We start from the raw sequence: 13,356 nt of genomic DNA on the forward strand, positions 1-13,356 counted from the left end.
CCGGACGACCCTCACCCCTCCCCTACGCAGCGTAAACTGCTGACCACGCTACGGAGGGGAGTCGGGGCCATGGGGTTCAACCGCTACGCGGGCATGCCGGTGATCGCGTTGCTGAGCGTGCTGGCCTGCTCGCCCGGCAACGGGGCCGCCGCGCATCCCACCCCGTCCCCACCTCCGGGGGCGGGGGCGGCCGGCATCGGCGACGCCGCCTTCCCGCTGGACGGCAATGGCGGCTACGACGTGGCCCACTACAACCTGGCGATCGGCTACACACCCGCCACCAGGCTCCTCGACGGGGTGGCGACGATCGACGCCAGGGCGGCCCAGTGGCTGTCGCGGTTCAATCTCGACCTTTCCGGGCTGAAGGTGCGCAAGGTCTCGGTCGACGGGGCCGCGGCGACGTTCACGCGCCAGGGCGACGAGCTCACCGTGGCGCCCGCCAAGCCGCTGGCCCCGGGCGCGGCGTTCAAGGTCCAGGTCTCCTACTCCGGGCGGCCGCAGCCGCTCAAGGACGCGGCCAACCTGGGCACGTTCGGCTTCATCCCGACGTCCGACGGCGCGTTCGTGGCCTGTGAGCCCAATGGCGCCAAGACCTGGTTCCCGGCCAACGACCACCCGGCCGACAAGGCCACCTTCGACTTCCAGATCACGGTGCCCAAGGGGCTGACCGCGCTGGCCAACGGCGAGCTGACCGGCAAGCCGACGACCTCCGCGGGCCGCACCACGTTCCGGTGGCGCGAGGGCCACCCCATGACCACCTACCTCGCCACCGCGACGCTCGGCGACTTCGAGCTGCGCCAGGGCAGGACTCCCGGCGGCATCCCCAACGTGACCGCCGTCGACCCGGCCTACCGCGGCTCGCTCGACAGCCTCTACACCAACTCCAGCCGGATCACCGACCACTGGGCCAAGATCTTCGGCCCCTATCCGTTCTCCTCGACCGGCGGCGTGATCGACAACTTCGCGGCCGGCTACGCGCTCGAGAACCAGACCAAGCCGCTCTACGGCGGGTTCCACCCCGACGACGGCATCATCGCCCACGAGCTGGCCCACCAGTGGTTCGGCAACAGCGTCAGCATCAAGCGCTGGAAGGACCTGTGGCTCAACGAGGGCTTCGCCACCTACGCCGAGTGGCTCTGGTGGGACCACACGGGCAAGAGCACCACCGAGGCCACCTTCCGGCGCAACCTCGCCCGGCCGGCCGGCGACCGGATCTGGAGCTACCCTCCCGGCGAGGCCCGGCCCCGCAACCTGTTCAACGAGTCGGTCTACACCCGGGGCGGCATGACGCTGCACGCCCTGCGCGAGGAGATCGGCGACCGGACGTTCTTCAAACTGCTGAAGACCTGGACCGAGCAGCACAAGTACGGCAACGCCACCACCCCGGAGTTCATCGCGCTGGCCCAGCAGCTGTCCGGCAAGGATCTGCGGTCGCTGTTCGACGTCTGGCTCTTCCAGCCCCACAAGCCCGCCTGGCCCACCTGACCCTCTAATGTGACCCCCATGCCCAAGATCCTCGTGGTGCTGGCGGTCGCCATCCTCCTGACGGGCTGCGCCACCTCCGAGGCGCTGCCCAGCGGCACGAGCAAGCGGTGGCAGCAGGAGCACGTGGCGGCCGCCTGCCTGAAGGCCCGGGGCATCCAGCAGATCCCGTGGGCGCCCGACATGCCCACACCGACGGCCGAGCAGCTCAGGCGCCGCCAGGGCGACTACACCGCGCTGCGCGCCTACCGCGACCGCTACGGCCACGGCGTCTTCGCCACGGTGCTCTACCCGGAGGTGCCGAGCGCCGACGGCTCCGACACCTGGCTCGACGACGGCTTCGTCTCGACGCTGTCCGAGCCGCATTCCGCCTGCTACGTCCAGGCCGTCAAGCAGGTCCTGGGCCGTGACGTCACCGACGTCCCGCACTTCCGGCGGCAGTACACGAGGGCGGTCCAACGCGCCCGGCAACGCGAGCTCGACACCGATCCGCGCCTGGTCGAGCTGGCCCGCGGCTACGCCGCCTGCCTGACCGGCCGGGGCTACCCGGTCGGCTCGGCGGTCCCCAGCACGATCGCGACGCTCGAACGCGACCGTTTCTCCACGATGCTGCGCGACAACGCGAGCCTCACCCCGGAGCAGGCGGAGCCCTTCCTGCACGAGGAGATCGCCTCGGCCCTCGACGATCTCGAGTGCGGCAGAGAGTTCTTCCGTGTCTACAACCCACGGCACGCGGCGTTGTCGGAGCGGGTGGCCGCCGAATGGGGGGTGGCCCAGTAGGTCTCCCCCGCCAGGATCAGCGCCGCCGCCCCCACCAGCCCGGCCTCCTGGCCGAGCGCCGCGGGCACGACCCGGACCCGCCGGGCGAAATCCATCGGAGCGTGCTCGCGCAGCGCCTCCTCCAGCGGCCCGAACAACGGCTTCCCCGCCTGGGACAGCCCACCACCGACGGTGACCAGCTCAAGGTCGCACAGGTGGGTGGCCGACGCGATCGCGACGCCCAGCGCGCGTCCGGCCCGGCGCATCGCCGCCAGGGCCACCTCGTCGCCGGCCAGCGCGTCGGCCGCGAGCGCCCGCCCGGTCACCACCCGATCCTCTCGGTACGCCTCGTCGTCGCCCTCCGGCACACCCCGGCCGGGACGCCAGCCCTGCGCCACCGCCCACGCGGTCAGCCCGGGCCCCCGGGCGACCGCCTCCAGGCAGCCCCGGCCGCCGCAGCCACAGGGCGGCCCGCCGTCCGGCTCGACCACCACGTGACCGATGTGCCCGGCGTTGCCCGTGCCGCCGTCGATCAACCGGCCGCCCAGGATCAGCCCGCCGCCCACCCCGGTGGACACGACCATGCCCAGCATGTCGCGGCTGCCCCGGCCGGCGCCCCGCCAGTGCTCGGCCACGGCCAGGCAGACGGCGTCGTTGTGGACGCGTACGGGCAGGCCGGGGAACCGTCCGGCCAGCCGGGCCCGCAGCGGGAAGGCCCGCCAGGCCGGGATGTTGAGCGGGGAGACCTCGCCGCGCGGCCAGACCATCGGCCCGCCGCAGCCCACCCCCACCCCGTCGACCGCCCCGGAGAAGGGCTCGACGAGAGCGGCCAGTGTCTCCCACAGCGTCTCGGCGTCGGTGTCCTGCGGGGTCGCCACGCGTGCCGAGGCGGCCACCGCCCCGTCGGGCCCGACCAGGCCGACGGCCAGCTTGGTGCCGCCGACGTCGATCGCGAGGATCACTCGCCGCCCGCCGCGCCCGAGGAGAAGACCAGCACCGACGCGGTGAACCCGTGGACGTGGTTGTGGCCGGAGACCGGGCCCACCTCACCGGCGGCGAAGAAGCCGGCCATGCCGACCGGGCCGAGCGTGTCGCGCAGCGCCACCGGATCATGGTCGGCGGTGCCGAACATCGCCGAGCCCCGGCCGTTGCACGAGAACAGCAGCGCACCGTCGACCCGGCCCAGCTCCTCGCGGTGGGCGTCGAGCATGTCGTAGAGGTCCTCGTCGGCGGTGGCCGCGTCGCGCACCTGGAAGCGGACGGTCCTGCCGACCTCGACGACGTCGCCGATGGCCACCGCCTCCCGCTCGGGGTCGATGCCGATGACCCCTCTGATCAGGAAGTCGCCGCGTTCGTGGCGATCGGCGTACTCGTCCATCGCCAGGCCGATCTGCAGCCCGGAGGCGACCAGCTCGCGGTCGTCCTCGTCGAGGTCGCTGACGATGTCCTCCAGCCGGGCCAGGGCGGGCTGCCCGGCCAGCTCCAGCAGGAGGTTCTCCTCGGCGCCGGTGACGACCATGGTGGGCCCGATGGGCCGGCATCCCTGGCTGACCACCGTGCTGACCCGGATGTCGCCGCTCAGCAGCACGCCGATGGCGCCCTCGGTGTAGACCTCGCCGTCGGCGAAGAGGCGGACCGAGCCCCGGCCCTGCAGGCCGTTGGCCATGCCGCCGATCAACGGCAGGTCGCCCAGCACGTCGACCGAGCGCTCGACGAACGCGTCGGTCGGAAACGAGTAGGGGTCGGTCAGCAGGATCGCCACATGGTCGTCGGGGCTGCGCTCCGGCAGGCCCACCACGACGAACTTGTCCTCGGTCGTCAGCGTCTCCAGGGCGAACGTGGTCAGCCGGGCCTCTCCGAGGGTGGCCGCCCACGCGCTCACCGAGGGCGCCAGCTCGACCCCTTGCCCGTCGCCGATCACTCCCGTGGCGCTGCAGCCGATCACGTGCGCGTCGGGCGCGAGCCTCATCGCCCGCTCACCCGCCCTGGCCACGTCGTCGGGGTCGTCGCCGCAGATGAAGAAACAGACAAGGTCCGCCTGGTCACCGAGCCTCGACAGGGCCTGGCCGACAGCCCGTTCGGCCACCTCCGCCAGGTCGGCGCCCACGGCGAGGCCGTCTGCGAAGCGGCTCGTCATCAGGGCCACGCTTCCCGCCTCCCTCGACACGTCTTAGTTCCCTCGGCCCGATTCTCCCCACTAAAGGAACAAGCACGCACATGTGCCGTGACTCAATTGTCAAGGTCCGAGATCTCCGCCAGATGCGAAAGTCCCTGCCGCTTTCGTTCTGGGGGACGTAGTCTCGATCCCGTGCATCAGCCTCTAAACCTCCGCGAGTTGCGAGAGAGCGGTCACGTTCATCGCACCGTGAAAGCAGAGGTCCGCGAAAACCTGCTGGCCAAGTTGCGAGCGGGTGAGCCCCGTTTTCCCGGCATCGTGGGCTTCGACGACACCGTCCTGCCCCATCTGGAGCGGGCCCTTCTGGCCGGGCACGACCTGGTCCTGCTCGGTGAGCGTGGTCAAGGCAAGACCCGGCTCATCCGTACGGTCACCGGTCTGCTCGACGAGTGGACCCCGGTGGTCGAGGGGTGTGAGATCAACGACCACCCCTACGCGCCCGTCTGCACGCGCTGTGTCACGCTGGCACGGGAGCTGGGCGACGAGCTGCCCGTGGCGTGGAAGCACCGCGACGAGCGCTACGGCGAGAAGCTCGCCACGCCCGACACCTCCGTCGGCGACCTGATCGGCGACGTCGACCCGATCAAGATCGCCGAAGGCCGCCGGCTCGGCGACCCGGAGACGGTCCACTACGGGCTGGTGCCGCGCACCAACCGCGGCGTGTTCTCCGTCAACGAGCTGCCCGACCTGGCCGAGCGCATCCAGGTGTCGCTGCTCAACGTGCTGGAGGAGCGCGACGTCCAGGTGCGCGGCTACAACCTGCGGCTGCCGCTCGACCTGCTGCTCATCGCCAGCGCCAACCCCGAGGACTACACCAACCGCGGCCGCATCATCACGCCGCTGAAGGACCGCTTCGGCGCGGAGGTCCGCACCCACTACCCGCTGACCGTCGACGACGAGCTCAAGCTGATCCGCCAGGAGTCGGTGCCGGACATCGGGGCCGACGTCCCCGAGCATCTGGTCGAGGTGATCGCCCGGTTCACCCGGCTGGTCCGCGAGTCCACCTCCGTCGACGCGCGGTCGGGCGTCTCGGCGCGGTTCTCGATCGCGGCGGCCGAGACCGCCTCGGCCTCGGCCGTGCGCAGGGCGGCGATCACCGGCGAGGAGCGGGCCGTCACGCGGGTGTGCGACCTGGCCAACGTCGTCCACAGCCTGCGCGGCAAGGTGGAGTTCGAGGTCAGCGAGGAGGGCAGGGAGACCGAGATCCTGGCCCACCTGCTCCGCCGGGCCACGGCCGAGACGTTCCGGAGCCGGCTGGGCGGGGTGGAGCTGTCGCCGCTGACCGACAAGTTCTCCGAGGGCAACCAGGTGGAGTCGGGCGAGCTGGTCGCGGCCGGCGAGCTGCTGCACCGCATCGGTCCGGTGGACGGCCTTTCCAAGATCATGTCCAACCTGGGCATGGGCGCGGGCGAGGAGTCACCCGGTCACGCCGCGGCCGCCCTGGAGTTCGCGCTGGAGGGCCTCTACCTCATGCGCCGCCTGTCCAAGGACGACCTCGACGGCGTCACCGTCTACCGCACGTGAGCGCCGCCTGGGGGGCGCGTGGCCGGGATTCCCGGGTTAGCGTGGATTCGTGATGGCCTACCGCTATGGCGAGTATTTCGACGGCCCTGACCCCCTTGCCGCGCCGTACGACGTGCGTGCGGCGCTCGACGAGATGGGCGACGCCATCCTGTCCGGCTCGACGCCCGTGCACGCGCTGCGCGACCTGCTCAAGCGCGGGCTGCCGGGCACGCAGGACCGCAAGGGCCTCGACGACATGCTCAGAGAGGTACGCCGCCGCCGCCGCGAGCTGCGCGAGCGCGGCCGGCTCGACGGCACCCTGGAGAAGGCGCGGGCGCTGCTCGACAAGGCCATCGGCCAGGAGCGTGCCGAGCTCTTCCCCGACCCCTCCGACGACGCCCGGCTGCGCGAGTCGGAGCTCGACGGGCTGCCCGACGACACCGCGAGCGCGATCCAGCAGCTGAGCTCCTACGAGTGGCGTTCGGCCGCCGCCCGGCAGACCTTCGAGGAGCTGCGCGACCTGCTGCGGCGCGAGGTGCTCGACAGTCAGTTCAAGGGGCTGCGCGACGCGCTGGCCCATCCGGATCCGGCCGCGATGGAACGGATCCGGCACATGATGTCGGATCTGAACGACATGCTGGACAGGGACGCCCGAGGCGAGCACACCCAGGCCGACTTCGACGCCTTTATGGCGAAATATGGTGACCTGTTCCCCGAGCGGCCGCGTACCCTCGACGAGCTCGTCGACCTGCTGGCCCGGCGTGCCGCGGCCACCCAGCGGATGCTCGCCTCGCTGACGCCACGCCAGCGCGAGGAGCTCGCCAACCTGATCAACCAGGCCCTCGACCAGGAGGGGCTGGCCGAGCAGATGCGCAGGCTCGGCGACGCCCTCCAGGCCCGCCGCCCCGACCTGGCCTGGAACTCCCCCGAGCGGCTGACCGGCGAGGAGCCGCTGGGCATGGGCGACTCCGTCACCGCGCTGGAGGAGCTGGCCGACCTCACCCAGCTGGAGGCGGCACTGCGCCAGGACTACCCGGGCGCCCGGCTCGACGACATCGACGAGGCCGCGGTCCGCCGCGCCCTCGGCCGCTCGGCCGTCGACGATCTGGAGGCGCTGCGGCGGATCGAGCGCGAGCTGGAGGAGCAGGGCTACCTCCTGCGCCGCCGCGGCAAGCTGGAGCTCACCCCCAAGGCCGTGCGGCGGCTCGGTGAGACGGCGCTGCGCCGGGTGTTCTCCTCGCTCGACGCCGGCCGCCGGGGCGATCACGACCAGCGCGACGCGGGCTCGGCCGGCGAGCTGACCGGGTCGTCACGGCCGTGGCGGTTCGGCGACGAGCAGCCCATCGACGTGGTGCGCACGCTGGTCAACGGGGTCCGCAACGGCGGCCTCCGCCACCGGCCCGGTGGCACGGCCGGTGGGGTGCGGCTGTCGGTGGACGACTTCGAGGTGGCCGAGACCGAGCGGCGCAGCGCGGCCGCCGTCTGCCTGCTGGTCGACCTGTCCTACTCGATGGCCCTGCGTGGCACCTGGGCCGCCGCCAAGCAGACGGCGCTGGCCCTGCAGGCGCTGGTGGCCGCCAAGTTCCCGCAGGACGCCGTACAGATCATCGGCTTCTCCAACTACGCGCGGGTGCTGCAGCCCGACGAGCTGGCCGGGCTCGACTGGGACATGGTCCAGGGCACCAACCTGCACCACGCCCTGCTGATCGCCGGGCGTCACCTCGACCGTCATCCCGACTTCGAGCCCGTGGTGCTGGTGGTGACCGACGGCGAGCCCACGGCCCATCTGATGCGCAACGGCCGTTCGGCGTTCGAGTGGCCCCCGTCGAGCGAGACGCTGGAGCTCACGCTGGCGGAGGTCGACAAGATGACGCGGCGGCGGGCGACGATCAACGTCTTCATGCTGGCGGCCGACGAGCGGCTGCAGGAGTTCGTGGACGAGCTCGCGCGCCGCAACGGCGGCCGGGTCTTCTCGCCCAGCGCCGACCGGCTGGGCGAATACGTGGTCAGCGACTTCCTGCGACTGCGCCGCGCCCGCTAGAGGCTCTGGCGGTCCGGGCCACGCGTCTGGGGCTCAGGCGTTCGAAGGTCAGGCGTTCAAGGCCCAGGCGTTCGAGGCCCAGGTGTTCGAGGGTCAGGTGTTCGAGGGTCAGGCGTCGATGAGCCCGGCGTAGAAGTCGAGGGCGACGTCGAACCCGTCGCGGCAGTTGCGGTGCGAGCGGTAGCAGGGACGCCAGGCGCTGCTCGCGCCGACGCCCGCGCGGGCGTCGGCCAGGGCCGCGGGCACCCGCTCCGGCCGGGGCAGCAGGCCGCCGCCCAGATAGCGGACCCCGGACAGCTCGGTGTGCCGGTCGCGCCCGCCGGAGACGAAGCGGCCGAGGCGCCAGCCGCTCTCCTCGTCCCACACCAGCGCGCTGCCGTCGGCCAACCGGATGGTGGCGTCACGCGGATCGCAGGGCCCCTCCCACCAGTCGGTCACCTCGGCTCCGAGCCGGCCGACGACGCGGCGCACGTAGCAGGCGGGCTGCTGCAGCCACTCGTCGGTGTAGGGCTCGACATGCCTGATGGCCACGGAAGGAACTCCTTTGTAACCGGAGGGTAAGAGAAAAACAGCGATTTCCAACCCTACCCGCGCTGAACTTATTCCGTTGCCGCAGCCTCTAGTCATAACGGACGATATTTCCGTCTGACACGGGGAAGGAGGGGTGCCTCATGATTGCCATGATTCTTTTGATCGCGTTGATGATCATTGCCATCGCCGCCATGGAGCTCGTCATGCGCCGCGCCTCGAAGCAGAAGGAGTGTGTCGACTCCCCGGCCGAGATCGTCGGGGACTAGTCTCTCCCGCATGTCCCTGCTTCTGTGGCTGCACATCGGTTTCGCCATCTTCGCCATCGGCCCGCTCACCGCGGTGACGATGGCCGCACCGCGAGCCATCCGCACCAAGAACGTGCCCGTCCTGCGAAACATCCAGCGCACCACGCGGGTCTACGCCATCGGCTCGCTCGGCGTACTGATCTTCGGCATCGCGCTCGGCGTGGTCATGGGCGGCGGTGTGCTCGGCAAGTGGTACATGACGGCGTCGATGACGCTGTTCATCGTGGCCATCGTGCTGGTCGTGATCATCGACCGCGACCTGCGCACCGCCGTCCGGGCCCTCGCGAGCGAGACCCCGGCCGACGACGCTCAGGTGCAGAACGGCCGGATCGCCGCCATCAGCGGACTGCTGGCGGTGATCTGGCTGGTCATCCTGTTCCTGATGGTGGTGCCAACCTAACCCAGCGCCTGTGAGAGGTCGGCGAGCAGGTCGCCGACCGTCTCGATGCCGACCGACAGCCGCACGAGGTCCGCGGGCACCTCAAGCGGTGACCCGGCCGCGGAGGCGTGCGTCATCCTGCCCGGATGCTCGATGAGCGACTCGACACCGCCGAGCGACTCGCCGAGCGTGAAGAGCTTGGCCCGGTCGCACACCGCGACCGCCTCGGCCTCGCCGCCCGCCACGCGGAACGACACCATGCCGCCGAACCTCTTCATCTGCTTGGCGGCCACCTCGTGCCCGGGGTGCTCGCCGAGGCCCGGGTAGAGCACCTGCGTCACGCGCGGGTGGGCGAGCAGCAGGTCGACGACCCGCTCGGCGTTGTCGCAGTGGCGGTCCATCCGCACGCCGAGCGTCTTGAGCCCGCGCAGCGTGAGCCACGCGTCGAACGGCCCGGCCACGGCGCCCATCGCGTTCTGGTGGTAGGCCAGCTCGTCGCCGAGCGCCGGGTCCGCCGCCACCAGCGCACCGCCGACCACATCGGAGTGGCCGCCGATGTACTTGGTCGTGGAGTGCACCACGATGTCGGCGCCCAGCGCCAGCGGCTGCTGAAGGTACGGCGAGGCGAACGTGTTGTCCACGACCAGCAGGGCGCCGTTCTCGTGCGCCAGCCGGGCCAGGGCGGTGAGGTCGGCGATGCCGAGCAGCGGATTGGTGGGTGTCTCCACCCACACGATCTTGGTCTTCTGCGTCATCGCGGCGGCCACGGCGTCGAGGTCGCCGAGTGGCACCGGGTCGAAGTGCAGGTCCCAGCGCGCGTGCACCTTGGCGAACAGGCGGTAGGTGCCGCCGTAGGCGTCGTTCGGAATGATCACGTGATCCTGCGGCTTGCACAGGGCGCGCAGCAAGGTGTCCTCGGCCGCCAGGCCGGACGCGAACGCCAGCCCGCGCGCTCCGCCCTCCACCGCGGCCAGCGCCTCTTCGAGCGCGGTCCTGGTGGGGTTGGCCGAGCGGCTGTATTCGTATCCGGAACGCAGGCCGCCCACGCCATCCTGCTTGTAGGTGGACGTCGCATAGATCGGTGGCACGACCGCGCCGGTCAGCGGGTCGGGCTCCTGACCTGCGTGGATCGCCAGAGTTTCGAAACCGTTGGTCATATGGCCACCGTAACGGAAGCGGCCCGGGCGAGCGGCCTCAGGCGGCGGCGCGCTCGTCCCTGCCGTGCCCGCCGCGCTCGGCCAGCCGCACCACCGCGGACCGATCGAGGTGGCGACCGCTGCCGCCCTCCGCGTACTCCCCGTTGACGCGCGAGAGCAGCACCGGATCGGCCAGAGCGAGCAACACTCCGATGACCAGCCCGACACCCAGCAACGCGAACCCGACGACCATCATGTCTCCATCCCCCTTCTCCGGAACCCAGCATCGCCGCCGACCGCCCGGCCGCGCCTCCGCTGAAGGGCCGGTCCTCGTGCGCCCGGTCGGCCGAACGGCCGATACGGCCGCTACGACCTCCGGTCTAGGCTGCGTGAGGTGGGGGACTCCAAACGCATCGTCTACTGGATCCGCCGGTTGAGCGAGCTCGCCATGCTCGGCTGGCTGGGCCTGATGCTGCTGATCGACCTGGCCATGGCGACCGGCCTCGGCGGGCTCCAGTGGCTCGTCCCGGCCACCGGAGCGGCCGGCGTCGTGGCCGTGATGCTGCGGCGGCGCCATCGCCTGGCGAGTCTCGCCGTCCTGCTGGCCCTGTCCGCCTGCGTCTCCCTGACCATGGGCGTCACCGGCTTCGGCGGCGCGCCCGGCTGCGCGGAGAGCGGCGCGCTGCTCGTGCTCACCCTCGGCGTGCTGCGCCACGTCGAGCCGGTCTGGCGGGCCGCGGCGCTGTCCATGGGCGTGCTGGTGGTGCTCCTGGCGGAGGGCTCGGGGCGCGATCTCCAGCACAACGGGCTGGCCTTCTCGTTCCTGCTGTTCGCGGGCTGGTCGCTGACCGCCGGCGTCGGCGGCTACCTCCGCTTCCAGCAGGAGCGCCGTACCGAGGCCATCCAGTCCGTACGACGCAGCGAGCGTCTGGAGCTGGCCAGGGAGCTCCACGACCTGGTGGCCCACCACATCACCGGCATCGTGGTCCAGGCGCAGGCCGCCCGTACGGTCGCCGAGCTGAGACCCGAGGCCGTGCTGCCCGCCCTGGACGCGATCGCCGGCGCCGGCGGCGAGGCGCTCACCTCGATGCGGCGCCTGGTCACCGTGCTGCGAGACGACGACGAGGCGGCCCGCACGCCGGGCACCTCGCTGGCCGACCTGCGCCTGCTGACCGAGCGGTTCTCGGCGAACGGTCCCCGCGTCGCGTTAGAGATCGGGCCGGGCATCGACGACGCCACCCTGCCGCCCGAGGTGATGACGACGCTCCACCGGGTGCTGCGTGAGGCGCTCACCAACGTGCGCAGGCACGCGTCGGGAGCGGCCTGGATCGAGGCCCGTCTGCATCTGTCCGACCAGGTGGCGGGGCTGCGGGTGCGTGACTTCGGCTCGGCGTCCGATGCCAGGACGGCGAGCCTCGGCGGCGGCTTCGGGCTGGTCGGGATGGCCGAGCGGGTCGAGGCGCTGGGCGGCAGGCTGCACGCGGGACCGGTGCCCGAGGGCGGCTGGGAGGTCGTCGCGGAGTTTCCGCTGTCGTGACCGCGGCGCCGGGCTCAGCGCGGCGCCGCGGTCCGGAGCTCCTAGTGGTTGGCCAGGAAGGCAAGCAGGTCCTGCCGGGTGATGAGCCCGACGGGCTTGCCCTCTTCCAGCACCACCGCGGCGTCCGCCTTCTCCAGCGCCTCGACCGCGCGGGCCACGGGCTCGCCCCCGCCGATCGTGGGCAGCGGTGAGGACATGTGCTCGCCGATCGGGTCGTCGGACGACAGCTTGCCGCGGTAGAGCGCCTCCAGCAGGTCGCGCTCGACGATCGAGCCGACCACCTCGGCGGCCATGACCGGCGGCTCCTCCTTCATCACGGGCAACTGCGAGACCGAGTATTCGCGCATGATCGAGATGGCCGTGCCGACCGTCTCGTGCGGGTGCGCGTGCACGAACTCCGGCAGCCCAGGCCCCTTGCGAGCCAGCACGTCGGCCACCTGGCCCTCGTCGGACGAGGTGGTCAGGAAGCCGTAGTCGGCCATCCAGTCGTCGTTGAAGATCTTCGACAGGTAGCCCCGGCCGCCGTCGGGCAGCAGCACGACCACCACGTCGTCGGGCCCGGCCTCGGCGGCCACCTGGAGCGCGGCGACCACGGCCATCCCGCACGAGCCGCCGACCAGCAGGCCCTCCTCGCGGGCCAGCCGGCGGGTCATGTTGAAGGAGTCCTTGTCGGAGACGGCGATGATCCGGTCGCAGATCCCGGTGTCGTAGGTGGCGGGCCAGATGTCCTCGCCGACCCCCTCGACCAGGTAGGGCCGGCCGGAGCCGCCGGAGTAGACGGAGCCCTCGGGGTCGGCGCCGATGACCTTCACCCGGCCGCCGGAGACCTCCTTGAGGTAGCGGCCGGTGCCACTGATCGTGCCCCCGGTGCCGATGCCCGTGACGAAGTGGGTGATGCGGCCCTCGGTCTGCTCCCACAGCTCGGGGCCGGTCGAGTGGTAGTGGGAGTCGGGGTTGTTGACGTTGGAGTACTGGTCGGGCTTCCAGGCGTTGGGAATCTCCCGGGCCAGCCGGTCGGAGACCGAGTAGTAGGACTCGGGATGGTCGGGAGCGACCGCGGTCGGGCAGACCACGACCTCGGCCCCGTAGGCCCGCAGCACGGCGATCTTGTCCTGGGCCACCTTGTCCGGCACCACGAACAGGCACCGGTAGCCCTTCTGCTGGGCCACGATGGCCAGGCCCACGCCGGTGTTGCCGGACGTCGGCTCGACGATCACGCCGCCCGGGCGCAGCTCTCCGGACGCCTCCGCCGCCTCGATCATGCGTACGGCGATGCGGTCCTTCACCGAGCCGCCGGGGTTGAAGTACTCGACCTTGGCGAGCACCTGGGCGGGCAGGCCGGAAGTGACCTTGTGCAGCCGGACGAGGGGTGTGTTGCCCATCAGTTCGACCAGGGAATCATAAACGCGCACCGAGGTGTTCACCTTCTTTGCCGAAGCTTGATCAGCTTGCCGGATGCCGAGGTCGCGTATGGGTGGCGGGCACTCGGCTAGTTTCAAGCAAACGC

General features: G+C 71.4%; 13 protein-coding genes. 7 read left to right on the forward strand and 6 right to left on the reverse strand.

Annotated elements, in window-relative coordinates; genetic code table 11:
• The first annotated feature begins 69 nt into the window (after positions 1–69).
• On the forward strand, positions 70–1,485 hold the full coding sequence (locus AC5L3X_RS15850) for a M1 family metallopeptidase (protein ID WP_494857614.1): 1,416 nt from the start codon (positions 70–72) through the stop codon (positions 1,483–1,485).
• A gap of 18 nt (positions 1,486–1,503) precedes the next feature.
• The gene (locus tag AC5L3X_RS15855) at positions 1,504–2,262 is read left to right on the forward strand and encodes a hypothetical protein (RefSeq protein ID WP_494857616.1); all 759 of its coding nucleotides are present in this window, start codon (positions 1,504–1,506) and stop codon (positions 2,260–2,262) included.
• Here the strand turns inward: AC5L3X_RS15855 and AC5L3X_RS15860 are convergent.
• Positions 2,199–3,203, reverse strand: coding sequence for an ROK family protein (locus AC5L3X_RS15860; RefSeq protein WP_494857618.1), 1,005 nt, complete (start codon positions 3,201–3,203; stop codon positions 2,199–2,201). The two genes, AC5L3X_RS15855 and AC5L3X_RS15860, sit on opposite strands and share 64 nt — an antisense overlap.
• Entirely contained in the window at positions 3,200–4,378 is a 1,179-nt protein-coding gene (locus AC5L3X_RS15865) for an FIST signal transduction protein (RefSeq protein WP_189124127.1), read from the reverse strand. Before AC5L3X_RS15865 ends, AC5L3X_RS15860 begins: the two co-directional genes overlap by 4 nt.
• A gap of 171 nt (positions 4,379–4,549) precedes the next feature.
• On the opposite strand from AC5L3X_RS15865, the gene AC5L3X_RS15870 reads away from it, so the two are divergent.
• On the forward strand, positions 4,550–5,941 hold the full coding sequence (locus AC5L3X_RS15870; protein WP_494857621.1) for a sigma 54-interacting transcriptional regulator: 1,392 nt from the start codon (positions 4,550–4,552) through the stop codon (positions 5,939–5,941).
• A 52-nt stretch (positions 5,942–5,993) separates the two neighbouring features.
• Positions 5,994–7,961: a vWA domain-containing protein gene (locus tag AC5L3X_RS15875; protein ID WP_494857623.1), complete on the forward strand. Its 1,968-nt coding sequence runs from the start codon at positions 5,994–5,996 to the stop codon at positions 7,959–7,961.
• Between the two features lie 108 nt (positions 7,962–8,069).
• Here AC5L3X_RS15875 and AC5L3X_RS15880 read toward each other — a convergent pair whose 3' ends face one another.
• Complete coding sequence (locus AC5L3X_RS15880) at positions 8,070–8,492, reverse strand: DUF6292 family protein (RefSeq protein WP_189124124.1); 423 nt, start codon at positions 8,490–8,492, stop codon at positions 8,070–8,072.
• 140 nt (positions 8,493–8,632) lie between these two features.
• On the opposite strand from AC5L3X_RS15880, the gene AC5L3X_RS15885 reads away from it, so the two are divergent.
• Positions 8,633–8,758, forward strand: coding sequence for a hypothetical protein (locus AC5L3X_RS15885; RefSeq protein WP_494857625.1), 126 nt, complete (start codon positions 8,633–8,635; stop codon positions 8,756–8,758).
• A 10-nt stretch (positions 8,759–8,768) separates the two neighbouring features.
• A complete protein-coding gene (locus tag AC5L3X_RS15890) occupies positions 8,769–9,197 on the forward strand; it encodes a DUF2269 family protein (RefSeq protein ID WP_189124123.1) in 429 nt (142 codons plus the stop codon).
• Here AC5L3X_RS15890 and AC5L3X_RS15895 read toward each other — a convergent pair.
• Both AC5L3X_RS15895 and AC5L3X_RS15900 read right to left on the reverse strand, forming a co-directional pair.
• Positions 9,194–10,333 carry a cystathionine gamma-synthase gene (locus tag AC5L3X_RS15895; protein ID WP_494857627.1) on the reverse strand — a complete coding sequence of 380 codons (1,140 nt, stop codon included), beginning with the start codon at positions 10,331–10,333 and terminating at the stop codon, positions 9,194–9,196. The two genes, AC5L3X_RS15890 and AC5L3X_RS15895, sit on opposite strands and share 4 nt — an antisense overlap.
• A 37-nt stretch (positions 10,334–10,370) precedes the next feature.
• Positions 10,371–10,568, reverse strand: a complete 198-nt coding sequence (locus AC5L3X_RS15900; protein ID WP_494857629.1) for a hypothetical protein — start codon at positions 10,566–10,568, stop codon at positions 10,371–10,373.
• Between the two features lie 138 nt (positions 10,569–10,706).
• Between AC5L3X_RS15900 and AC5L3X_RS15905 the strand changes: the two genes are divergently transcribed.
• Complete coding sequence (locus AC5L3X_RS15905) at positions 10,707–11,849, forward strand: sensor histidine kinase (RefSeq protein WP_494857630.1); 1,143 nt, start codon at positions 10,707–10,709, stop codon at positions 11,847–11,849.
• A 41-nt stretch (positions 11,850–11,890) separates the two neighbouring features.
• Here AC5L3X_RS15905 and AC5L3X_RS15910 read toward each other — a convergent pair whose 3' ends face one another.
• Complete coding sequence (locus AC5L3X_RS15910) at positions 11,891–13,261, reverse strand: cystathionine beta-synthase (protein WP_189124119.1); 1,371 nt, start codon at positions 13,259–13,261, stop codon at positions 11,891–11,893.
• Positions 13,262–13,356: the final 95 nt, after the last annotated feature.

Source organism: Nonomuraea sp. CX421, from assembly GCF_059358955.1.

Coding starts and splice junctions, on each gene's coding strand:
- AC5L3X_RS15850 (WP_494857614.1), top strand. CDS start 70: ATGGGGTTCAACCGCTACGCGGGCATGCCGGTGATCGCGTTGCTGAGC.
- AC5L3X_RS15855 (WP_494857616.1), top strand. CDS start 1,504: ATGCCCAAGATCCTCGTGGTGCTGGCGGTCGCCATCCTCCTGACGGGC.
- AC5L3X_RS15865 (WP_189124127.1), bottom strand. CDS start 4,378: ATGACGAGCCGCTTCGCAGACGGCCTCGCCGTGGGCGCCGACCTGGCG.
- AC5L3X_RS15875 (WP_494857623.1), top strand. CDS start 5,994: ATGGCCTACCGCTATGGCGAGTATTTCGACGGCCCTGACCCCCTTGCC.
- AC5L3X_RS15885 (WP_494857625.1), top strand. CDS start 8,633: ATGATTGCCATGATTCTTTTGATCGCGTTGATGATCATTGCCATCGCC.
- AC5L3X_RS15890 (WP_189124123.1), top strand. CDS start 8,769: ATGTCCCTGCTTCTGTGGCTGCACATCGGTTTCGCCATCTTCGCCATC.
- AC5L3X_RS15895 (WP_494857627.1), bottom strand. CDS start 10,333: ATGACCAACGGTTTCGAAACTCTGGCGATCCACGCAGGTCAGGAGCCC.
- AC5L3X_RS15900 (WP_494857629.1), bottom strand. CDS start 10,568: ATGATGGTCGTCGGGTTCGCGTTGCTGGGTGTCGGGCTGGTCATCGGA.